General features: G+C 69.9%; 22 protein-coding genes. 12 read left to right on the top strand and 10 right to left on the bottom strand.

All coding sequences use genetic code 11. The features are described 5' to 3' along the window. Together ACTHK2_RS19030 and msrB are read right to left on the bottom strand one after the other, a co-directional pair. On the bottom strand, nucleotides 1–832 hold an 832-nt coding region (locus ACTHK2_RS19030; protein ID WP_440247311.1), incomplete at its 3' end, for a cytochrome c biogenesis CcdA family protein. A 13-nt stretch (nucleotides 833–845) separates the two neighbouring features. Beyond that, a complete protein-coding gene (gene msrB / locus ACTHK2_RS19035) occupies nucleotides 846–1,376 on the bottom strand; it encodes a peptide-methionine (R)-S-oxide reductase MsrB (RefSeq protein WP_440247312.1) in 531 nt (176 codons plus the stop codon). A gap of 268 nt (nucleotides 1,377–1,644) precedes the next feature. Between msrB and ACTHK2_RS19040 the strand changes: the two genes are divergently transcribed. The 3 genes from ACTHK2_RS19040 to ACTHK2_RS19050 are packed head-to-tail and all read left to right on the top strand — an operon-like array spanning nucleotide 1,645 to nucleotide 2,610. Then, complete coding sequence (locus tag ACTHK2_RS19040; RefSeq protein ID WP_440247313.1) at nucleotides 1,645–1,848, top strand: hypothetical protein; 204 nt, start codon at nucleotides 1,645–1,647, stop codon at nucleotides 1,846–1,848. Between the two features lie 27 nt (nucleotides 1,849–1,875). After that, nucleotides 1,876–2,292 (top strand): CBS domain-containing protein, encoded by a 417-nt coding sequence (locus ACTHK2_RS19045; RefSeq protein WP_440247314.1) that lies wholly within the window; start codon nucleotides 1,876–1,878, stop codon nucleotides 2,290–2,292. A gap of 27 nt (nucleotides 2,293–2,319) precedes the next feature. Beyond that, on the top strand, nucleotides 2,320–2,610 hold the full coding sequence (locus ACTHK2_RS19050; RefSeq protein WP_440247315.1) for a hypothetical protein: 291 nt from the start codon (nucleotides 2,320–2,322) through the stop codon (nucleotides 2,608–2,610). A gap of 290 nt (nucleotides 2,611–2,900) precedes the next feature. Here ACTHK2_RS19050 and ACTHK2_RS19055 read toward each other — a convergent pair whose 3' ends face one another. After that, on the bottom strand, nucleotides 2,901–3,392 hold the full coding sequence (locus ACTHK2_RS19055; protein WP_440247316.1) for a DUF4142 domain-containing protein: 492 nt from the start codon (nucleotides 3,390–3,392) through the stop codon (nucleotides 2,901–2,903). 100 nt (nucleotides 3,393–3,492) lie between these two features. Here ACTHK2_RS19055 and ACTHK2_RS19060 point away from each other — a divergent pair, with 100 nt between their 5' ends. Further along, nucleotides 3,493–4,119, top strand: a complete 627-nt coding sequence (locus ACTHK2_RS19060) for a GIY-YIG nuclease family protein (protein WP_440247317.1) — start codon at nucleotides 3,493–3,495, stop codon at nucleotides 4,117–4,119. A 13-nt stretch (nucleotides 4,120–4,132) separates the two neighbouring features. Here ACTHK2_RS19060 and ACTHK2_RS19065 read toward each other — a convergent pair whose 3' ends face one another. Together ACTHK2_RS19065 and ACTHK2_RS19070 are read right to left on the bottom strand one after the other, a co-directional pair. Beyond that, nucleotides 4,133–4,819, bottom strand: a complete 687-nt coding sequence (locus ACTHK2_RS19065) for a hypothetical protein (protein WP_440247318.1) — start codon at nucleotides 4,817–4,819, stop codon at nucleotides 4,133–4,135. Between the two features lie 126 nt (nucleotides 4,820–4,945). After that, nucleotides 4,946–6,643, bottom strand: coding sequence for a 7TM diverse intracellular signaling domain-containing protein (locus ACTHK2_RS19070; protein ID WP_440247319.1), 1,698 nt, complete (start codon nucleotides 6,641–6,643; stop codon nucleotides 4,946–4,948). A 111-nt stretch (nucleotides 6,644–6,754) separates the two neighbouring features. On the opposite strand from ACTHK2_RS19070, the gene ACTHK2_RS19075 reads away from it, so the two are divergent. Beyond that, nucleotides 6,755–8,395: a di-heme-cytochrome C peroxidase gene (locus ACTHK2_RS19075; RefSeq protein ID WP_440247320.1), complete on the top strand. Its 1,641-nt coding sequence runs from the start codon at nucleotides 6,755–6,757 to the stop codon at nucleotides 8,393–8,395. Between the two features lie 110 nt (nucleotides 8,396–8,505). Here the strand turns inward: ACTHK2_RS19075 and ACTHK2_RS19080 are convergent, their stop codons facing one another. Then, nucleotides 8,506–10,629: a hypothetical protein gene (locus tag ACTHK2_RS19080; RefSeq protein WP_440247321.1), complete on the bottom strand. Its 2,124-nt coding sequence runs from the start codon at nucleotides 10,627–10,629 to the stop codon at nucleotides 8,506–8,508. Beyond that, a complete protein-coding gene (locus ACTHK2_RS19085; RefSeq protein WP_440247322.1) occupies nucleotides 10,626–12,938 on the bottom strand; it encodes a di-heme-cytochrome C peroxidase in 2,313 nt (770 codons plus the stop codon). The genes ACTHK2_RS19080 and ACTHK2_RS19085 overlap by 4 nt, the downstream gene beginning before the upstream one ends. A 265-nt stretch (nucleotides 12,939–13,203) precedes the next feature. Here ACTHK2_RS19085 and ACTHK2_RS19090 point away from each other — a divergent pair, with 265 nt between their 5' ends. Together ACTHK2_RS19090 and ACTHK2_RS19095 are read left to right on the top strand one after the other, a co-directional pair. After that, nucleotides 13,204–13,731, top strand: a complete 528-nt coding sequence (locus ACTHK2_RS19090; RefSeq protein WP_440247323.1) for a hypothetical protein — start codon at nucleotides 13,204–13,206, stop codon at nucleotides 13,729–13,731. Nucleotides 13,732–13,863: 132 nt separating this feature from the next. Next, nucleotides 13,864–14,169, top strand: a complete 306-nt coding sequence (locus ACTHK2_RS19095) for a hypothetical protein (protein WP_440247324.1) — start codon at nucleotides 13,864–13,866, stop codon at nucleotides 14,167–14,169. On the opposite strand, the gene ACTHK2_RS19100 is transcribed toward ACTHK2_RS19095, so the two are convergent. Both ACTHK2_RS19100 and ACTHK2_RS19105 read right to left on the bottom strand, forming a co-directional pair. Then, nucleotides 14,159–14,464 carry a hypothetical protein gene (locus tag ACTHK2_RS19100; RefSeq protein WP_440247325.1) on the bottom strand — a complete coding sequence of 102 codons (306 nt, stop codon included), beginning with the start codon at nucleotides 14,462–14,464 and terminating at the stop codon, nucleotides 14,159–14,161. The genes ACTHK2_RS19095 and ACTHK2_RS19100 overlap by 11 nt on opposite strands. 470 nt (nucleotides 14,465–14,934) lie before the next feature. Then, a complete protein-coding gene (locus tag ACTHK2_RS19105) occupies nucleotides 14,935–15,378 on the bottom strand; it encodes a hypothetical protein (RefSeq protein ID WP_440247326.1) in 444 nt (147 codons plus the stop codon). A 252-nt stretch (nucleotides 15,379–15,630) separates the two neighbouring features. Here ACTHK2_RS19105 and dusA point away from each other — a divergent pair, with 252 nt between their 5' ends. Continuing rightward, on the top strand, nucleotides 15,631–16,668 hold the full coding sequence (gene dusA, locus ACTHK2_RS19110) for a tRNA dihydrouridine(20/20a) synthase DusA (RefSeq protein WP_440247327.1): 1,038 nt from the start codon (nucleotides 15,631–15,633) through the stop codon (nucleotides 16,666–16,668). Between the two features lie 28 nt (nucleotides 16,669–16,696). Here dusA and ACTHK2_RS19115 read toward each other — a convergent pair whose 3' ends face one another. Next, nucleotides 16,697–17,680 (bottom strand): LysR family transcriptional regulator, encoded by a 984-nt coding sequence (locus ACTHK2_RS19115; RefSeq protein ID WP_440247328.1) that lies wholly within the window; start codon nucleotides 17,678–17,680, stop codon nucleotides 16,697–16,699. Between the two features lie 95 nt (nucleotides 17,681–17,775). Between ACTHK2_RS19115 and ACTHK2_RS19120 the strand changes: the two genes are divergently transcribed. The 4 genes from ACTHK2_RS19120 (at nucleotide 17,776) to ACTHK2_RS19135 (ending at nucleotide 21,386) form a co-directional block, all read left to right on the top strand. Continuing rightward, nucleotides 17,776–18,156: a tautomerase family protein gene (locus ACTHK2_RS19120; protein WP_440247329.1), complete on the top strand. Its 381-nt coding sequence runs from the start codon at nucleotides 17,776–17,778 to the stop codon at nucleotides 18,154–18,156. Further along, the gene (locus ACTHK2_RS19125; protein WP_440247330.1) at nucleotides 18,153–19,049 is read left to right on the top strand and encodes a DMT family transporter; all 897 of its coding nucleotides are present in this window, start codon (nucleotides 18,153–18,155) and stop codon (nucleotides 19,047–19,049) included. The genes ACTHK2_RS19120 and ACTHK2_RS19125 overlap by 4 nt, the downstream gene beginning before the upstream one ends. Before the next feature lie 70 nt (nucleotides 19,050–19,119). Further along, nucleotides 19,120–19,404 (top strand): hypothetical protein, encoded by a 285-nt coding sequence (locus ACTHK2_RS19130; RefSeq protein WP_440247331.1) that lies wholly within the window; start codon nucleotides 19,120–19,122, stop codon nucleotides 19,402–19,404. A gap of 80 nt (nucleotides 19,405–19,484) precedes the next feature. Continuing rightward, complete coding sequence (locus tag ACTHK2_RS19135) at nucleotides 19,485–21,386, top strand: ATP-binding cassette domain-containing protein (RefSeq protein ID WP_440247332.1); 1,902 nt, start codon at nucleotides 19,485–19,487, stop codon at nucleotides 21,384–21,386. Nucleotides 21,387–21,613: the final 227 nt, after the last annotated feature.

The following is a 21,613-nucleotide window of genomic DNA, read 5'->3' on the forward strand; positions in this document are numbered from 1 at the left end:
CGCCGTCGAGCGGCGGCAGCTCGCCTTCACTGCGCACGACGTCGCTCGCCGCGTGCGGCTTCGCCGCCATCATCATCGCGGCTTCGCTCGCGGGCGGCGCGGCGTTCGGCGAACGCGCACCGATCGCCTCGATCAGCGACTGCTCGACGCCGTTGGTGCTCGCGAGCGAGAGGCGCGTGAGCCAGCCAGTGTCGACGCCGAGCGCGATCGCGGCGACCGCGGCGAGCACGGCGACGCCCAGGCCACGCCGTATCCATTCGCCGGCGCCGAGCGAACGCTTGAGCGCACCGAACACGCGCCCACCGACGAAGAGTGCCAGCGCGAGCGAGGTCGCCGCGCCCGCGGCATAGGCGAGCAGCAGGCCGAACGTGCCAATGTTCGCGCCGTGCAGCGCGGCGCCGGTGAGCACGAGCCCGAGGATCGGCCCCGCGCACGGCGCCCACAAGAGGCCGGTGCCGATGCCGAGCACGACCGACGACCACGTCGATGGCGCATCGCCGTCGGTGCGATTCGAGAGGCGCGCACCGAGCGCGACGAGTGGCTGCATGAGGCGATCGGCGACGCGCGGCAGCAGCAGGGTGAGGCCGAATAGCGCAAGGATCAGCAACGCGATCCAGCGGCCGGCCACGTTCGCGTGCACGGCCCAGGCGCCGCCGAGTGCGGCGAGCGTGGCGACGAGCGCGAACGTGAGCGCCATGCCCGCGAGCATCGGCAGTCCGGAACGCACGAACGGCTGGTCCGCGCGCGCGAATACGAACGGCAGCACGGGCAGGATGCACGGGCTCAGGATGGTGAGGACGCCGCCGAGGTAGGCGAGGATGAGGAACGTCATCGGTGTGCGCGCCTCACGCGGCCGCTTCGAAGGTGAGCGCGACGCCGTTCATGCAGTAGCGCAGGCCGGTCGGCTTCGGGCCGTCGTCGAACACATGGCCGAGATGCCCGCCGCAACGCGCGCAATGCACCTCGGTGCGCAGCATGCCGAGCGTCGTGTCGCGCGATTCGCCGACCGCGTGCGGCAGCGGCGCGTAGAAGCTCGGCCAACCGGTGCCGCTCTCGAACTTCGTCGACGACGCGAACAGCGCATTGCCGCAACCGGCGCAATGGAACGTGCCGGCGCGATGCTCGCGCTCGAGCGGGCTGCTGTAGGGCGGCTCGGTCGCCTCATGGCGCAGCACCGCGTACTGGTCGGGGGTGAGCCGTGCCTTCCACGCCTCGTCACTGAGCGTGACTTCGAACGATTCCGCGCTCGCCGCGCGCGCGAATGGCGCAAGGGACCGGCGCAGGCCGAAGGCGACGAGGCCGGTGACGGCAGCGGAACCGCCGAGCAGCAGGCTGCGGCGCATGGCATCGGGGACAGGGCGGGACGAGGAGGTCATCGAAGGCTCCAAGGGTACGTCGGTGGACGTCCGTTGCCCGATGGGACCGGCGATCGGAACGATTCCTTGCGATGCATGCGCACCGGGGATGGTGCCACGACGCGATGTCGCAGCGGCTGCTCGCTGGGCGCGGCCTCGCACCAGCTGAATGCGCACCGGCGCGCCAAGCGCCGCGTTCACCTCGTGTTTGCGCCGCGGGCGTAGCTTCCATCGTATCGAGCGAGCGTGCGGTGCGTGATCGCGATTCAACCGAGCCCGAGGAGGCGACATGGCCCCCACTTATCCTGCGCCTTCGTCCGAAGCCGCCACCTACTGCGCGCACCAGAGCTGCCGTTGCCGCGTGGAGCCGGGCCAGACCTACTGCAGCCCGCATTGCGCGAACGCGGGCGTCGATGCGCCCGAACAGCGCGAGGAACGCTGTGCCTGCGGCCACGCCGCGTGCAATGCCGACCGCGTCCAAGAATTCCGCTGAGGCGGAGCGAATCCCGAGGAGAACACCATGCAGACGATCAACCAGGTGATGACGCCGGACATCGTCATCGCGCGTCCCGACCAGACCATCGCCGACGCGGCCCGCATGATGGCGAAGGCCGACATCGGGAGCCTGCCGGTCGGCGACGACGATCGCCTCGTCGGCATGCTCACCGATCGCGACATCGTGGTGCGTGCGGTGGCGAAAGGCCTCTCCGCCGACACGCCGGTGCGCGAGGTGATGACCGATACGATCCGCTACTGCTACGACGACCAGAGCGTCGCCGAAGTCGCGCGCAACATGGCCGAGCTCGGCGTGCGCCGGCTGCCGGTCGTCAATCGCGACAAACGCATCGTCGGCTTCGTCGCGCTCAGCAATATCGCGCAGGCGGACAGTGACGGCGCGAAGGAGACGTTGCTGCGCGGCGTCGCGACGCCGCATTGATCGGTTCGACCAGGAGAGGAGGCTGCGATGCGCACCGTGCGATTCCGCGTGACCGGGCCGAACGATCCCGTGCAGGCATTGCTTAAACGCGTGTCGTCGATCGATGACATCGACCGCGTGGAGGAAGTGGCCGACATGGGCAGCCACCTGCGCGAGGACTCGACCTCGCTGAACCTGCCGGACGACATCAGCCAGACCGATTTCCACGACATCGAAGTGCATGCGCTGAGCGATACCGTCGCCCGCGCGGTGAAACGCGAGGTGGAACGCGCGGCGCGGGATCTCGGCCTCGTCGCGGAGTTCGTCGAAGAGTGGTAGCCCGCTTCGCGCTCGATCCGCCCACCCGTTCGCCCACGCCTTCGGATCTCGCGTAGGGCGGTACGCGCGCAGCGCGTGCCGCCGCGCGGCCGCGGAGGCGGGGCTCGAAACACGAAGCAGACAGAGCACAAGAAGGAGCCACAAACAACAAGCTTTTCTCGGTGTGCTCTGCGTGTTCCGTGTCTCAAGCTTTGCTTTCCCGATACGCCATCGCGCCCCGCGGCGGGACTCGTGCTTCGCGCTCGACCCGCCCTACGGGGCTCCGGGAAGAGGGCGCCGGCGACGCCCGGCTACTTCGACGTGCCGCCCGGGAGCGACTGCGCCATCTTCTTGTGCTCCTCGAGCGTCGGCAGCGTCTTCGTGGCGAATGCCTTCACGTGCGCGTCGCCCGTCGCCATCGACTCCTTGCGGAACAGTTCGACCGCCTTGTCGTGGTCCTTGCGCATCTGGTCGCCGAACGCGCGGTCGAACGCCTCGCCGTTGAGGCGCGCGAGCCGCTCGACGTCGGGGTTGCTGTCCGGTGGCGACGGCAACTGGATGCCGTCCTCGGCCGCCGCGGCCTTGAGTTCATCACCGGCCTTGCCGTGGTCGGCGACCATGCGTTCGCCGAACGCCTTCACCTTCGCATCCTGCGAATGGGTCGCCGCGAGGCGACCGATGGCAACTTCGCCGGCGTTGTCCGTGGCCGCCTTCGTGGCGAAGTCACGATCCGCTTGCGTCGTGGCGGCGAGCGCGGTGCCGGTACCGAGTGCGATAGCGAGCGCGATAAGCTTCATGTTCATGAGCGTCTTCCTCCTGGAATCGTGCAGGAACCCCCACGTTAGGCGCGTGCACTCAACCGCAGCGGAACGTCTCTCGCGGCCGCACAGGCGCGGTTAAGTCATGCACGACGCGGAGCCATTCGCCGACCCGGGTGCGCCGCTGCGCCTGTCGCGCGGGCGCGCGTACGTGTACGTGCTGCCGGTGCGCGGCGACACGCTGTTCAAGATCGGCTTCGCGCGCGATCCGCTGCAGCGTTGGCGCACGCTGCATGCGCGCTGCCTGCGCTACTTCGATTTCGGCGCGGGCGCGCTCGTCGAAACCGCGAGCGTGTCGCAGGCGCGGATGATCGAACGCGCCCTGCTGCAGCACTTCGCCGCGTACACCGCGTTCGCGCCGCTCGCCGTCGCGGCGGATGCGGGTGGGGAGCGCGAGTGGTTTCGCGGCGTCGTCGACGAGGCGTCGGACATGGCCGCCGATCTCGCCCGACAGGAGGGCTTGTCGGTCAGCCGGCCAGTCGCGACGTGGCTGCGCACACGACTGGACGAGCGGCGCGACGTCCTGTTCGGATGGGCGGCGCGCATGTTCGACGCGATCGAGTACCACCGCAACCATGCGCCCGGGGAAACGCTACGCTACGAAGACGCCTTGCTCGACGTACTGGATGCCTGCGCCGAGGTCGGCATCGAGGTGGATACGCTCGTGCCGGAAGACGTCGCCCGCTGGCGCGCCGAACGGCGCGCCGGTTGACGCCACACGTCGCTCAGGGCGTGTGGTTGTGCTGGATCGTCGTCTTGCAGGCGAGAGCCGCGCAGCTCCCGTTGACCACGTCCGGGTCGGTGATGCGTATGTTCGCGTAGTAGACCTTGCCGGGCTCCACCACGCAGGCGACGTTGATCGCGGCAGCCGTGCGCTTGTAGACGCTCATGCCCTGGCCGCCGGTCGTGCCGCGGAACGAGCATCCCGGCTCGGGCGGATTGAAATCGCCGCACCACTCGCTGATCGCCATGTCGGTCGGCGGGCCGGGCAGGGTTTCGCCGTGGGTGAACTTGCCCCATGTGATCACGTTGTTCTCGAGCGGTACGTCGAACGCGGCCGCGATGTAGCCGTCGCGCGGCATGCCCCAGAGCACGATGAAGGACTGCAGCCAGGGGAAGGTGACGGGCGTGCCGGTCGACTCGAGGCGTCCCCATAGGTTGTCCGCGAGCGTCACGTCGATCGTCCTGCGGCCGACGCCGTCGTACCGCCAGGCGACGACGGTCTGCTCGACGCGTCCGCTGGGACACGAGTCCGCCGGCTCGAAGCCATCACGCATGATGCCGTTGCCGGCGTGCGCGACCGTGCACGTGGCGGCGAAGAGCGCGACGGCAGTCGCAGTGGTACGTGTGTGTGCGAATCCGCGTGCCACGCTGACGGCGCGCGCACGCGCGCGCATGACGGATGACGACATGTGCAACCCTCCCATCGAACGCGGCCATCGTGACGCAATCGAGGCGCGAATGGAAGAAGATAAAATCGTGAATTTCCGGTGAAAAAATCGTATCCGCGCACGGGCACGACGGCCGGCGGGCGCGCATCAGGCACCCGCGCGGGAAGGCACGACGGCCCCTTCGCCGGCGCCGGCCGGCCGTTGCGGCTCGCCGTGTTCGACGCGATTGCGGCCGAGATCCTTGGCGCGATAGAGCGCGGCGTCGGCGGCGCGGAACAGGTCGTCGACGGTGGCGATGCCCGCGTCGCGGCTGCAGGCGACACCGATGCTGATCGTGATGCTGCCCTCGTCGGACGCACTCGCCTCCACGTTGCGGCGCAAGGACTCGGCGATGCGCTGCGCTTCGCGCGCATCCGCATCCGGCAGGATCACGGTGAATTCCTCGCCGCCGAAGCGACAGACCGAATCGCCGCGGCGCACGCCGGCGCGCAGGCGTTCGGCGACGAGCTTCAGCACCTCGTCGCCGCGCGCATGGCCGTGGCGGTCGTTGAACTGCTTGAAATGGTCGATGTCGACGACGAGCAGCGCGAGCGCGTTGCCGCCGCGACGCGCGCGCTCGAACTCGAGCGGCAGGATCTCGTCGAAACTGCGCCGGTTCGGCACCTTGGTGAGCGTGTCGGTGCGGCTCTGCCGGCGCAGTTCGCGCAGGCGGCTCGCGAGCGCGAGCGAGAGCAGCACCATCTCGAGCAGCGAGCCGACCTGGAAGCCGTTCTGCGTGAGCATGTTGTGCGGCAGCAGGCCGAACACCTTGAGCATGTAGGCGAGCACGCCGGCCAGCAGCATGCCCCAGGCGAGCATGAAGTAGCGCGCCGGCCGGTAACCCTTGAAGAGGCCGATCGTGCCCATGACGATGATGAGCACGGTGACGAGCACCGTGAGCAAAGCGAGCGGCTGGATCAGCACGCCGTACGAGGCGAAGAACGACGCCGCGAGCGCGAACAGCGCGAGCCCCTGCAGGGCGACCGCGAGCTTGTCCAGCCGCGGCAGGAAATTGCCGGTGCCGAGGAACGTGCGCGTGAACTTGAGGCCGAACACGAGCGCGAGCGCGAGCAGAACGAGCAGCGCCTGGTTCGCCCAGCGCGGGCTGTCCGGCCAGAGGAACTGGAACGTGAGGCCGTTGTGCACGGCGAAATACAGGCCGTAACTCGACGCGTACAGCAGGTAGTAGAAGATCGCGCGGTCGCGCACGATCGCGAACAGGAAGAAGTTGTAGAGCACCAGCACGAGGAAGCCGCCGTAGTACGCGCCGTAGGCGAGCTGCTCGGTGCTGATCGCGCCGACCAGCGCATGCGGGCGGTAGAGCAGCAGGTTGAGGTCGACCGGACCGTCCGAATGCGCGCGCAGGTAGAACGTGCGCTCGCTCTGCGCCGGCACGTCGAGCTCGAAGATGAAGTCGCGGTGCACGAACTCGCGCGACGCGAACGGCGTGCGGTCGCCGGTCGAGACATGGCGCCAGCCGCCGCTGCGATCGGGCGCCCACAGTTCGAGATAATCGATGAGCGGGTAGTCCTCGCGCAGCATCAGCTCGCGGTCGACGGCGCCGCGGTTGGCGAGCGTGAAGCGCACCCACCAGCTGGAGCGGGTGAAGCCGAAGTTGGTGCCGACCTTGGGCGGTGCGGGCTTGAACGCGGCCGATGCGCGTGCGGCGTCGAAGTCGAGCGTGCCGGTCGGGTCCTCGAGTACTTCGACGTGGCTGCCGAGCGGGATGGATGCGAACTCCGCATCGACTTCGAGCGGCGAAGCGCCCACACTCTGCATCGCCGCCAGCGCAACGGCCGCGACCACGGCCCACACGCGTGACGGCGGCGTTGCGCACGATCTGGCCACGTTTCCCCGATTGCGTAGCGGTGGAACTCGGCCAGAATAGCAGGCTGTCGGGCTCGGGGGAGTCGGAACATGCGCAGGAACCGGTGGCTGGCCATGGCCGGCATCAGCGTGCTGCTGGCGGCGTGCGAGCGTGGCGCGCCGGTCGCCGACGGCGATGCGGTCGCGGGCGGTGGCGGGGCGACCAACCTCGAACAGGGCTGGACCCGCGCGGTGCAGGAGCGCGCCTGGTTCTCTTCGTTCGGCTCGCGCCTCGTCCCGACCGCGTGGCTCGCGGTGCTCGAACAGGCGGGTACGACACGGCGCTTCATGGCCGACGAGCATCTGGATGCGCTCGGCTTCCTCGTGCAGGAGGCGACGCCGGCCAATCCCGATGGATTCCCGATCGGTTTCACGCACGAGACCGATGCCGCCGGGCGGCGCTGGACCGGCCTCGGCTGCGCCGCCTGCCATACCGGCGAAGTGCGCTATCGCGGCCACCGCCTGCGCATCGACGGCGGTCAGGGCGTGCTCGACTTCGATGCGTTCGAGGGCGAACTCGTCGACGCGCTGCGCGCGACCGTCGCCGACGAAGCGCGCTTCGACCGCTTCGCCAACGCGCTCGGCACCGCGGCCGAGGCACGCGCAGGCCTGCGCCGCGACGTCGGCGCGCTCGCCGATCGCATCGGCGCGCGGCATGCGATGAACCGGGTCGACGTGCCGTACGGCCCGGGCCGGCTCGACGCGTTCGGGCAGATCTTCAATGCGATCGCGGTGCAGTTCCTCGGCGTAACGGAAAACCGGCGCGCGCCCGATGCGCCGGTGAGCTTCCCCGTGCTGTGGGACGCGCCGCACCTCGACGTCGTGCAGTGGAACGGCTCGGCACCGAATGCGGGGCCGGGCCCCTTGCTGCAGAACGTGACGACGGCGCTCGCGGTGTACGGCTCGCTCGAGATCACCGGCCACGACGGCCACGCCGGCTATCCGTCGACGATCGACTTCGACCACCTCGGCCAGATCCAGGACGACCTCTATTCGCTGCGTTCGCCGCGCTGGCCGGACGCGCTGTTCGGCGCGCCCGACGCAGGCGCCGCCGCGCGCGGCGCGAAGGTCTATGCGCAGCAGTGCCAGTCCTGCCATGCGCTGTCCGATCGCGATGACCGCAAGCGCGAGCTCAAGGCGACGATCGTGCCGGTCGACGAGGTCGGTACCGATCCGCGCATGCAGCGCAACTTCCTCGACTCGGTCTCGCGCAGCGGTGCATTCGAAGGACGAAAGATCGGCGTCGTCGCGGGTGATCCGCTCGCGGCCGAGGTGCCGACCTCCGACCTCGTCGTGCACGCGGCGGTCGGTGCGGCGTTGCGCCATCCGCTGGCCGCGGTGCGCGATGCGGTCGCGGGTTATCACACGGTGCTCAAGGCCGCCGGCGCCGGCCCCGGCGGCTACAAGGCGCGACCGTTGAGCGGCATCTGGGCGTCCGCACCGTACCTGCACAATGGCTCCATTCCGAGCCTCGCGGACCTGCTCACCCCGCCCGCGTCACGCAGCACGCGCTTCGTGCCCGGCGCGCGGGAGTTCGACCCCGCACGCGTCGGGCTCGCCGCCTGCGCAGCCGACGACCCGCACGCGTTCGACACGCGCCTGCCCGGCAATTCGAATGCGGGCCACGCCTACGGCACCGCGCTTGCGGACGCCGACAAGCACGACCTCCTCGAATACCTCAAGACCCTGTAGCGCGACGCACCCCTGCAGGAGCGCACCCTGTGCGCGACCGTCGCGCTCCGGTGTATCGGGATGCTGCGGTCGCCCACAGGGTGGGCTCCTACAGGGAGTGCCGGGGCGGATCAAGGCGCGCCAGCGCCGGATCCGCCACGACCACCCGCAGCGCTGGCCATCGCCGCCCATGTCGCCGTCTGCTGCGCCTCCAGCGCGTCGAACCACGTGGCGACTCCCGTCGCCGCATTCGTCTGCAACAGGTTCGCGAAGACCTGCTGGCCGAGCGCGCGATACGCTTCGAACTGCGCTTCGGCGAAGAACTGCTCGCTGGTCGGCTCGTCCGGAAACGCCGCATGCGCGCGCCAGTACGCGTAGATGTCGGCGGTAAGCCCGGCGCAGAGCACGGGTCGCACGTAGAGGATGCGACCGCTGCCACCGTCGGCATAGTTCACGCGGCCGAGCAGCCACGGCTGCTGTGCGAGCACGCGCTCGCGGTCGTGATAGAAGCGGTCGGCACCGAGTTCGATCTCCGCGCCGAAGTCGACGCGCACGCGCTCGATCGCGCGGCCGAGGTCGCCGAGCGTGGTCTGCGGGTCGGCGCCGGCGTCGGTGACGACGATGTACTTCACGCGCCGGCGCACGAGTTCGTACAGACCGAGGTTCTCGAAGCCGCCGCCGTCGGACAGGTGCACGTGGCGGCGCTTCTCGTCGAGGCCGATGCCGAGCATCTCGCGTGCGATGAGGATCCACCACCACGGCAGCGGCGGCGCGCGCTCGCCCGCGTACTTCGGGTTGCGCGCCCAGTAGCCGAGGCGCACGTTGAGCAGCGCCATGAGGAACGACACCGAGCGGGCGTGCGTCGCGATCATGTCGGGGTCGATCGCCGCGCCCGACGTCGTGAACGCGGTCGACAGCGCGGTCGATCCACCCGCGTAATCGCGGATGCGCCGCCAGCCGGTCGCGGCGGAGCCGGCGAACAGCGGCGAGAAGAAGAAGCTCGCCCCGGTGCGACTGCGGCGGCGCTCGTCGTCCGAGCTCGTCGTGTTGAGCGTCGTGTTGATGAGCTGCAGCGGCGCGCCGCATGTCGGCTCGACCGAGCGCAGGTCGAAGTCGCCGGGGTCGGTGTCCGCGTCGCCCGCGACCCGCGGCAGGAACGTGTCGCTGAGCCTCGCGCGGTAATACGCGTGGATCGAGACGCGGTTGATGTCGCAGGCGAACGCGAGCACGACCGACAGCAGCACGAGCGCCCCGAACACGGGCGAGCGGAGCAGGTCCACCGATGCCGCGATGTGGTAGCAGAGGATGAGCACGCCGTAGACGAGCAGGGCGAGTCCGATCGTCGTGAGGCGGCCGCTGCTGTCGCCGCTCCTGCGCCGGTCGAGCAGCATCGAACCGATCCCGCCGAGCGCAGGCATGAGGTAGGACAGGTGCTTGCCGACCGCGTGCGCATGGGCGAAACCCGACAGATGCTCGACCATCGCGCCGAACCGCGCGGCAACGGGAATCATGCCGAGCGCGCTCAGCACGGGCGCGAAGGCGAGCAGGCGGCCCATCGCCACGCGCAGCGCGTCGATGTGGCGCACGCTCGCGAGCCCGGGAATGCCGGCGACGAGTGCGAACAGCGTCGCGAGCGGCGGCAGCGCGGCGAGGCAGGCGAGGCCGGCAGCGAGCAGCAGCCAGTAGCCGTGGTGTCCCTCGATCGGGTGCGCGCCGGGCAGCGCGAGCCAGGCCGGCCATTCGACCGGCAGCCACGCGAGGGTGAGCGAATAGACGACGAACACGAGCAGCGGCCCGAGCACGAGCACGTTCGCGAACGTCGCCGCGAGGATCGAGGCGAGCAGGGTCCAGATCGAGAAGCCGCGATGGCTGACGAGGAACTTGCCGTGCCCGCGCAGCCAGTCGAGCACCGTGCCGCCGCGGTCGGCGAGCCCGGCCGCGAACACGCGCGCCGCTCCTGCCGGCGCGAGCCGCGCGCGCAGCCACGTGTAGCACGAAGCGACGTAGCCGCCGCCGGAGACGGACGAGAGGTAATCGACGTGGCGCAGCACGTCGGCGCATTCGAGCGCCTGCAGGACGCCGAGGTTGAACGTCGCGGAACGGATGCCGCCGCCGGAGAACGCGAGGCCGACCACATCGTCCGTCGGAGGTGGCAGCCCGGCCGCTGCGCGCCGCTGCGCGAGCCAGGCCTGTTCCTCAGCGAGGACGTGCGCGAAGTCCTCGACGTAGCCGTCGCGCGCGTGCCCCGTGCTCATCGCGAGCAATCCCGCGGCACGAAGTCGGCAGGAGTCGCCGGCAGGTCGCGATGCACCTTGAGGTACTCGACGATGGCCCAGCGCTCGTCGTCGGTGAACAGCGGTCCGATCACCCCGCGCGGCAACGGGTGCGCCTTCGGATCCGCGCGCGAGGCGGCGAGCTGGTCCGGGGTCGCGGTGAACGCGTGACCGGTGTTGCGGTTGCCGTCCTTGCGGGTATCGAGCCAGAAACCATCCGCCTCGCCCGCGCCCGCGGCGGGCACGTCGACGTAGCCGACGCGCTTGCTGTCGAAGTCGCGGCGGCCGACGAAGAAGCGCGCCGTGCGCTGTTCGGGCGGCAGCAGCATCTCGTAGAGGTTCGGCACCGAGCCGTTGTGCAGGAACGGCGGCGTCGCCCACACGCCCTCGAGCGGACGGGGCTTGTAGCCGGCGATCTGCTGCGGCAGGTCGAGGATGCCGAAGCCTTCCAGGCATTGCTGGCGCTCGTACGGGATGCCGCGGTCGGCGAAGTACTTCGCCTTGATCATGAGGCCGAGCACGTTGAGGCCTTCGCCTTCGGTGAGGCGCGTGACGTCGATGCCGGCGAGCTGCGCGTCGATCTGCGCGCTGCCCTGGATCACGTCGACGAGCAGCGCGCGCGTCTGGCAGGCGAGGTCGCAGCCCCAGCCCTGCGTCGCCGGCATCGTGCTCAAAGCGGCTTCGCCGCCGAGTGCTGCGGCGATCGCGGCGAAGCTGTCCTGCGGAATCGATGGCACCGCGTTCGCATCGGGATCGGGATAGGCCGCGCGCAGCGCGTCGAGCGCGCTGGCATCTTCGCCCGCGGCGCGGCGCCCCGCGATCGTCTCGTCGAGGCGCCAGCGTGCGTCGCGCGCGAGGTTGCGCACGAGCAGCGGGCGCAGCACGCCGTCGACGTCGTCGCGCGTGAGCCCCGCGCGCGAGAGGTCGTAGTGGCGCGCGAGGAAGCCGTTTGCCTCGGTCGGGTCGGTGCCGATGTGTTCGACCGGGACGACTTCGATCATCCATTCGGTGTCGGGCGACGGTTTGCCCGGCGCGCTCGCGAGCTGGCGCGCGCGATCGGCCGGATGCGGGCCGTGGCACTGGACGCAGTGCGCCTCGAACAGCACCTTGCCGCGTTCGGCGAGCGCGGCATCGACCGGACCGAGCAGGTCCTCGGGCCAGCGTGGCGGCGTGAGCTTCTGCAGGGTGTGTTCGATCCTGTCGAGATGCGCGATGTCGACCGACGAGGTGAAGCGCTGCTCGGGCGGCAGCGGATTGCCGTAGTCGTCGGTGAGGCGGATCACTGCGCCGACGCCGAGCGCCTCGCCGATGTTGCGCGCGAGCGGCTGCTTGACCGAGCCGTTGTACTGCACCCAGTCGAACTTCCAGATGTTCCAGACGTACGGATAGCTGACCGGTGCGGTCGCCGCCTGGTAGTTGCCCGTGCTCAGGTGGTCGCCGAACACGGTGTTGGCGATGCGGCCGAGCGCGTCGGTGCGGCCGAAGCCTTCCTGCACCGGATAGAGGTGTCGCAGCGGGCTGTTCTGGCCCTGCGTCGCGAACGCGACGACCGTGTCCCACAGCTCGCCACGCAGCGCCGACTTGCCTTCCGGGTAGCGCGGGCCGATCACCTTGCGCGCGAAGCGGTCGAACTTGGCCGGGTTGGCCCAGGTCGCGATCATCGACGCGACCAGCGTCGGCCCGAATGCGCCGCGCTGCATGTCGGTGAACTCGTGCATCGCCTGGCCGCCGTCGATGCGGACCGCGATCGTGCGGTCACCCTTGCGCGCATGGATCTCGCCCGTGTGGCAGGCGGCGCAGGTGATGTCGAGCACGTACTGGCCGAGCGCGCCGTCGAAATGGCGCGTGAAGCCGACCGGCAGGCGGTCGGGGTTGGCGGGCGTCGGCTCCGGGTCGACGATGAAGCGGTAGCGCCTGAGGTGCTCGGGCGCGGCGAACCGTTCCGTGCCGACCGGCATTTCGAGGTTCGTGAACCACGCGTAGCGCAGCGGCGTGACGAGCGCGCCCTGCGGCATCGAGGTGCCCTGCGCGGTGTAGTAGTAGGTTTGCCGATCGGCGCTGTCGGCCGTCGTGCCCCAGCCCTGGTCGAGGTAGCGGTACTCGTCGACGTGTTCCTCCGGCGGGATCGTATGCACGGGATAGAACACGAACAGTGCGAAACCGGCGGCCGCCGCGAGCGCGCCGAGCAGCACGAGTACGAACAGCCACTTGAGCAGCCGCCCGAGCGGGATGTCGAGGAACGCGCGCACGGGCCCCTTGCGCGTGCGGAACGTGGCGCGACGATAAGCCATCGATGTCTCCCCTGTGGCGCACTCCGTTGCGAGCGGTCCGCCAGCGTGCCCGTTCCCTTCCCCGGCTGGCGGCCGGCGCGCGGGCACACGTAGAAGGTTACACGTTTTCGACGCGGTCAAGAGCAGGGAAGGATGATGATCGCGTGGATTTCAACGGTTCCGGCGTCGCTGTTGCGGACGAGGCCGGGCGTCAGGAGCGATGGGGATCCATGCGCTGCTGGACGGACTTGCGGAAGCGTCGGCTGAGCGGCAGCCGCGCCGCGGAATGCAGCACGACTTCGTACTCGCCGCCGTCGTGCAATTCCAGGATCTCTTCGCCCAGAAGAAGCGGCTAGCCGACGCCGAGCGCACGCTGCAGACGAAGACCACGACGAAGGCGCTCGAGGATCAACGCATCGCGACCTCGAAGATCGCGTGGATCCTCGGCAAGCTGGACGAGCTGCGTCGACCCGACCTCGTCGACGAGGACTCCCGGATCTTTCCGGGCTGGTACGCGCCGGCGATGGTGTGGCAGGACGGACGCCGTGTGGTGCGGCCGATGCGCGATCAGTGCCGCCCGGCCGGATCGCCCGCGTTCTACGACACGAAGTTCCCTGGCACCTACAACGCGCGCAGGGACAACCTCGAAGGCACGTTCTGGAAGAAGCTGTTCGGCTATACGCACGGCGTCATCGTTGCGAACGCGTCCTTCGAGAACGTCAGCCGCCACACGATGGAGCATCGCGAGCTCGTCGCCGGCGAGGCGGGGCGAGGGCGAGTCGCTGCTCTCGTTCGCCGACGGTCCCGGGCTTGATGGGGATCACGCAGCGGTCGTGGCCCGCCGCGGCTTGGCTGCGCGCAGATCCCAATGACCTCGCGGCGATGTACGCCATCCTCGACGACCGCGAGCGGCCGTGCTACGAGCACCGCCTCGCAGCGTAGCGCTATGCCCGACGACACCTACGGCGACCGCGATCCATTCATCGAACAGACGCTCGAGGAACTCGGTTCGGGGTGCTACGAGAGCGCGGTGAAGCTCGGGAGTGATCGCAAGCGCTCGATCGAGGAGCGCCGCGCGCTGGTGGAGCGTACGCGCATGCTCCTGCTGGCGCTCGGTTACCGCTTGCATGGGACGTCAAACGGGACGCTCGCCTCGCCTGAGCAGGCCGCCGAACTCGCCGACGGCGACTTTGCGACCGATGGCGGCTTCGAGACGTTGCTCCGCGAACTCGAGGTCCACGTCAAGCGCTAACCGCGCCTTCCGAGAGAGCGAGGTATGCATCGCCGGCGACGATGCGGAAATCTGGAAGCCCGCATGCCTCCAGCTCGCGCAGAATGGAACGCGCGATGCGAGCCGCGTGTTCGATGCCCAAGCCGAAGTCGACGTAGATGTCGATCCACACGTAGCCGGCGGGCGAGGAAGGCGCGGCTCGGAATGCGTACTCACTGGTTTGACGGGGGAGGAAGCGGTTCACCGCGTCACCTGCGGCTACCTCCACGGTGGCAACAACGGTCCAACTGCCGTTCGGCAGGACAGAGGCGTTCATGGTTTGGGCTCATTGACCCCGTGATCAAATCGGGGCTGAGATTTCGGCTACCGGGGAACGAGCTGACTGTCGTAGCTCATCGTGCGCGACGGGGCCCGTGATCGGGGGTGGCCAGTCGCTTCGCGCCGAGGCAGGGGAGTGTCAACAAGCACGCTACGCGCGTTCGTGTGAAGAAAACGTAACTGCGCCGTAGCTGTTCGTCTTGCGAGGGTCAGGTCTTCATTCTTTTCAGCGACTTGTCTGCGCGAAAGGTTGCCGTAGCAGGCCTTACCGCCGCGGCCCTGGTGGAATACCTCGATGAAGAGCCGCGGCTTCACCCATCGTCGCGAGGATCCGGTATCCGTCCCACTGGACTCGTGCAGCCAGTCATCGCCCGTCGGGGCGGCGGTCTTCTCGTGCGGCACAGCTCGGGGGGCGAAAAGCAGTGTTTGAAATCGGCGACGGTGCGTCGGCGCGCTTGCGGCCCATGGTCAACCGGGATGGCGTTCGGGGTCCTTGCGGTAGGTGTACTCGGTTTCGAGGCCCGCCTCGAGGTAGGCGAGCAGCTTGGTTTCCTCGTGGGCCGAAAGCCTGCGCTTGCGTGCCTTCGACTTCGCTATCGTGCCCGTCGCGCGGCGATGCTCGGTGGCGTCGGCCAGCGCCTCGATTGAGGCATTGAGCCCGAGGCTCGCTCGAGCGGCCTTGAGGACGCCGCGGATCCAGACGAGGTCGTTGCCCACCGTCGCTGGCCCTGCGCCGCCCTTGCGTCGCGCCTCGGCGTGCCGAACGTAGTCCTGCGTCCGGAGCCCGTACGCAACGCGATCGGCGATCGCGTAGGTCTTTATCCTCGCGAGGTCGGACGTTTTCGCGCGGCCCCACTTCGTCAGCTTGGCCGCGTGCTCGACGTACCAGTCGACCAGGGCGCCGAGCGTCATCGTGTCGGTCGGCTGTTGCCGGTGGCGCGCCGCTCGGCCACCTCGCGCTCCATGCGACCCGCCCAGGTCTGGGCGAGCATCTTCGTGGGAAAGCTTGCGGGACGTTCGGCTCGCCCTTGCGCCGTACAATGGCGCGCCAGCTCTTGCCGCGCGTCTGGATGGTGGCCATTCCAATGTACCAGTCGAGTGCTGGTGCAATGGTGGTACGCCGCCATCCGGGATCGGCAAAGGAAAATCGGGGTTTCTGAAGGAATGGATTTGACCGAACAACAGACCGAATCCGCGCCGCGCCGCGCTCAGAGCGCATCGGCTTTCTCCGTTGCCCCCATGATGGACTGGACCGACCGCCACTGCCGGTACTTCCATCGCCTGCTCGCGCCGCATGCACTGCTCTACACCGAGATGGTGACCGCGCCCGCGGTCATCCACGGTGATCGCGCGCGCCTGCTCGGTTACGACGAGGCCGAGCATCCGGTCGCATTGCAGCTCGGGGGTTCCGAGCCGGGGGAACTCGCCGAGGCGGCGCGCATCGGTGCGGAGCTCGGTTACGACGAGATCAACCTCAACGTCGGTTGTCCGTCCGACCGCGTGCAGTCGGGGCGCTTCGGTGCGTGCCTCATGCGCGAGCCGGAGCTCGTGCGCGACTGCGTCGCGGCGATGCGCGCGGCAGTCGCGCCCATCGGGGTGCCGGTCACGGTGAAGTGCCGCATCGGCGTCGACGACCAGGACGAATACGCGGGGCTCGCGTCGTTCGTCGAGACCGTGCAGGCGAGCGGCTGCGACACGTTCATCGTGCACGCGCGCAAGGCGTGGCTGCAGGGCCTGTCGCCGAAGGAGAACCGCGAGATCCCGCCGCTCAACTACGCGCGCGTGTACCGGCTCAAGCAGGAGCACCCGCGGCTCGTCGTCGTCATCAACGGCGGCATCGCGACGCTCGCCGAGGTGGAGGAACACCTCGACCACGTCGATGGCGTCATGCTTGGTCGCACCGCGTACCATGAGCCCTACCGGCTCGCCGAGATAGAACATGCGTTGCACGGCACGCCGCTGCCCGATCGCGACGACGTGCTGCAGCGCCTGCGGCCGTACGTCGAGGCGCATCTCGCGCGTGGCGATCGCCTGCAGCACATCACGCGGCATGTGCTCGGGCTGTACCAGGGGTTGCCTGGTGCGCGCATGTTCCGGCGCGTGCTGAGCGAGCAGGCGCATCGTGCGAACGCGGACTGGGATGTCGTCGAGGCGGCGATCGCGGCGCGCCGTGCGGGGGAGCGGGCGTTGCGTGCGGCGTAACGCCCTGCGCGGCCAAGGGCAAAATGGATTACCGCTTTCGCGGGAATGACGTCGAGGTGGGGCGAACCCAGGCGCGGGACGCGCGTGCGCGCGGTCGCGCTGCTCCACCGGCACCTGCGCCGACGCCGCGAACGCAGGTTTCGACGAACTCGACGAAGGCGCGCACCTTGGCCGGGATGAAGCGGTTGCCGGGATAGATCGCGAAGATGCCCTGTTCGATCGCGGCCCACGCCTCGAGCACGCGCACGAGGCGCCCGGCCGCGAGGTCGTCGGCGACCGCGAACTGCGGCAGCAGCGCGATGCCCGCGCCAACGCGGCAGGCATCGAGCAGGGCGAGCGCATTGTTCGAGCGCACGCGAGCGCGCACGCGCACGGTTTCGCCGTGGCCGCGCCGCTCGAGCTCCCAGCGCTCGGCGATCGCGCCGACGTCGAGCACGAGGCAGGCGTGACGGTCGAGGTCGGCCGGCCGCCGTGGCCGGCCCGCCGACGCGAGATAGCCCGCGTTCGCCACGAGGATTCGCCGGCTGTCGCCGAGGCGGCGTGCGACGAGGCGCGAGTCGCGCAGTTCGCCGACGCGGATCGCGACGTCGAACGCTTCCTCGACGAGGTCGACGTTGCGGTTGGACAGGTGCAGGTCGAGTTCGAGCTCGGGGTGCGCGGCGAGGAACTCGCCGAGGCGCGGCGTGAGATGGGCGAGGCCGAGTCCGCTCGGAATGCTCGCGCGCAGCCGTCCGCGCAAGGCGCCGCCCGTCGCACTGGCCGCGGCCTCCGCCTCCGCGATCTCGGCCAGCACGCCTTCGCAGCGCGCGAGATGCGCGCGGCCCGCCTCGGTGAGGCCAACCTGGCGCGTGGTCCGCTGCAGCAGGCGCACGCCGAGGCGCGACTCGAGCGCGGCGACCGCGCGGCTCACGCCGGACACGTGCATGCCGAGCCGCACCGCCGCCTGGGCAAAGCTGAGCCGGTGCGCGACCTCGACGAAGCAGGCGATCTCGGCGAGCTGGTTGCGCAGCATTGTTGCCATCCTCGCAATGATGATTTCACCCAAGGTTAGTTTATCGCAGACGCGTGCGTCCGTATGTTGGGCTCCGGTTTCCATCGGAGATACCCATGCCGCTCGTCACCGTGACCGTCCGCAAGCCGACCCCCGCCACGCGCAAACGCGCGATCCTCGACGCCGTGCACGACGCGCTCGTCGCGAGCGGCGTGCCAGTGACCGACCGCTTCCAGCGCGTGCTCGAGCTTGATGCCGCGGATTTCGTCTTCGACCCGCGCTATCCGGACCTCGCCACCGACCGGCCCGAGGACTTCGTGCTGATCGAGATCCTCTGGTCGGTCGGTCGCAGCGTGAAGGTCAAGCGCCAGCTGCTCGCCGGCTTGCTCGCGGGCCTCGCCGGCCACGACATCGACGGCGAGCACGTGATGGTCGTGTTCAAGGAGACCGCGTGGGAAAACTGGGCCTTCGGCGGCGGCAGGATCCTGCACGCATGAGCCGCCTCGCGACCTGGCCGCTCGACCGCGAGGCCGATGCGCGCGTGCGACGGCGCGCGATGGCGGTCGCCTTCGTCGTGCTCTGGTGCACCGGCTACCCGGCCGGGTTGATCGCCGTGCAGCACGCGGCGCCGTTCACGATCCTGTTCCTGCGCTTCGCGTCGGCGGGCGCGATCTTCGCGGCGATGGCGTTCTCCGCACGCGCGCGCCGGCCGGCATGGCGCGAGGTCGCGCACCACGCGGTGGTGGGCGTGCTCTCGCTCGCGATCGCGTTCGGCGGCATCTACGAGGCGCTGCGTCTCGGCATCGGCACCGGCCTCGCCGCGTTGTTCGTCGGCGCCCTGCCGCTCGCGAGCGCGACGATCGGCCTGCTCCTCGGCGAGCGCATGCGCGCGGTTCAATGGGTCGGCCTCGCGTTCGGCCTCGCCGGCGTCGTGCTCGTGCTGCAGGGCCGCTTCGGCGGCAGCGGCGACACGGCCGCGTACGCGGCGAGCACGCTCAGCCTGTTCGCGCTCGCCGCCGGCACGCACTACCAGAAGCGGCGCGCACCCGCGATCGACCTGCGCGTCGCGCTGGCCGTGCAGCACCTCGTCGCGGCGCTCGCGCTGCTGCCGGTCGCGATGCTGGTCGAGCACTTCCGCATCGACGCCGGCTCGACGTTCGCCGCGGCGCTCGCCTGGCTCGTGCTCGTCAACTCGGTCGGCGGCTTCGCGCTGTGGTTCACCCTGCTGCGCGGCGGCGCCGCGACCGAGGTCGCGACCTTGTTCTTCCTGATGCCGCCGGTCACCGCGCTCATGGGCTGGCTCGTGCTCGGCGAGCATCTCGCGCCCGCGATGATCCCGGGCTTCGCACTCGTCGCCTTCGGCGTCTGGCTCGGTACACGCGTGCGTTGAACGTCGTGGCAGCATCCGGCGCGAAACGACGTATGGGTACGGGAGGCAAGGCGCTGGCGGCGAGGGTGGCATGCACGAGGACGAGGCATCGAATGATGGCGTACGGCGCACGTGCGGCGGGGGCGCGGCGGCGCCGGGCGACGGGAGCGTGCCGGCCACGACGCCGGGCGAACGGCGGCCCGTGCCGCTCGACGTGCGTTGCCTCGCCTGCGACGGCAGCGACCTCGACGTGAGCGTGCAACCGCGCGGCGACGAGCCCGTGCAGTGCCGGAAGTGCGGGGAATGGAACACGTACCTGCGCCTGGAGATCGCCGCGGTCGAACGCGTACGTCGCGAGCGCCTGCGTCGCCGGTGAACGCGCCCGGCCCACGCCACGCTTCGCTTGCCGAGGCGCCGAACCGCTAGAATCGCAGGCCCGATCCGTGCGCCGCTGCGATGTCCCTCGTCAATCTCGTCAACGTCGACTACTCGGTCGGCGGCCCGTTGCTGCTCGACGGCGTCGATCTCGCGATCGAGCGCAACGAGCGCATCTGCGTCGTCGGCCGCAACGGTGCCGGCAAGTCGACCCTGCTGCGCCTGATCGCGCGGGAGTTGCGTCCCGACGACGGCGAATTGCGCGTGCAGGGCGGCGTGCGCGTCGCCAAGCTCGCGCAGGAAGTGCCCCACGACGTCGCCGGCAGCGTGTTCGACGTCGTCGCCGGCGCGCTCGGCCATCTCGGTGCGCTGCTCGCCGAATACCACCACCTTAGCCATCACCTCGACGTCGCCGGCAACACCGATGCGCTCGCGCGCGTGCAGGCGCGCATCGAGGCCGAGCACGGCTGGGACCTCGATCGCCGTGTCACGCTGGTGCTCGAGCGGCTCGAACTGCCCGAGGAGGCGGAGTTCTCCGCGCTTTCGGGCGGCATGAAGCGCCGCGTACTGCTCGCGCGCGCACTCGTGCTCGATCCCGACGTGCTGCTGCTCGACGAGCCGACCAACCACCTCGACATCGAGGCGATCGCCTGGCTCGAACGCCTGCTGCTCGATTTTGCCGGCAGCGTCGTGTTCGTCACGCACGATCGCCGCTTCCTGCGCGCGCTGGCCACGCGCATCGTCGAGATCGATCGCGGCGCGCTGACGAGCTGGCCGGGCGACTACGACAACTATCTGCGCCGGCGCGAGGAGCGCCTGCATGCCGAAGCGCAGGCGAACGCGCAGTTCGACAAGAAGCTCGCGCAGGAAGAGGTATGGATCCGCCAGGGCATCAAGGCGCGCCGCACGCGCAACGAGGGGCGCGTGCGCGCGCTCGAAGCGATGCGCCGCGAACGCGCGCAGCGGCGCGAACTCGGCGGCAACGCAAGGCTGCAGGTGGGCACGGCGGCCGCGTCGGGGCGGCGCGTGATCGAAGCGGAAAGCGTGTGCTTCGCCTGGAACGGGCGCGTGATCGTCGACGGCTTCTCGACCACGATCCTGCGCGGCGACCGGGTCGGCCTGATCGGCGCCAACGGCTCCGGCAAGACGACGCTGCTCAAGCTGCTGCTCGGCCAGCTCGCGCCGCAGGCCGGCGAAGTGCGGCTCGGCACGAACCTCGAGATCGCCTACTTCGACCAGCATCGCGCACACCTGCGCGAGGACCAGAGTGCGCTCGACAACGTCGCCGAAGGGCGCGAATACATCGAGATCGGCGGCAGCCGCAAGCACGCGCTCGGCTACCTGCAGGATTTCCTGTTCTCGCCCGATCGCGCGCGCGCACCGATCACGGCGCTGTCGGGCGGCGAGCGCAACCGCCTGCTGCTCGCCAAGCTGTTCGCCAGGCCGTCCAACCTGCTCGTGATGGATGAGCCGACCAACGACCTCGACGTCGAGACGCTTGAGCTGCTCGAGGAACTGCTCGCCGCTTACGCCGGCACCTTGCTGCTCGTTTCGCATGACCGCGACTTCCTCGACAACGTCGTCACGAGCACGCTCGCGCTGGAGGGCGACGGTCGCGTCGGCGAGTACGTCGGCGGGTACAGCGACTGGCAGCGCCAGGCGCCGAAAAAGGGGACGGAGGCATTTTCCCGGCGCGATACCGCGGCTTCGGGGACGTCCGCGGCGAAGATGCTTCCGTCGCCTTTTTCAGCGGTGGCTCCGGCGAAGCGCAAGCTCAGCTACAAGGAAACGCGCGAACTCGACGAACTTCCCGCGCGCATCGACGCCCTCGAAGCGCGCATCGCCGCGCTCGGCGAAGCGATGCAGGACCCCGGCTTCTACCAGCAGGACAGCGCATGCATCGTCGCCGCGAACAATGAGCTCGCCACGCTCCAGGCCGAACTCGACACCGCCTACGCGCGCTGGTCCGAACTCGACGCCTGACGCGCTGCCGCGAGCGGCGGCACGCGCGATCCCGTCACGCGCGAGGCAAGTCAGCAGAGGCGGGACGGCGGAGCGCCGGGGAGGCAAGCCGAGGGGGCGGGGGGGGGGGGGGGCGGGGCGCGGGGGGGGGGGGGGGGGGGGGGGGGGGGGGCGGTGGGGGGGGGGCGGGGGGGCTGGGGGGGGGTGGGGGGGGTTCTGCCCCCCCCGGTGGCGGGGCCCGCCCCCCC

The sequence above is a fragment of the Dokdonella sp. genome (assembly GCF_051958935.1).
In the GTDB taxonomy this organism is placed as follows: Bacteria; Pseudomonadota; Gammaproteobacteria; order Xanthomonadales; family Rhodanobacteraceae; genus Dokdonella_A.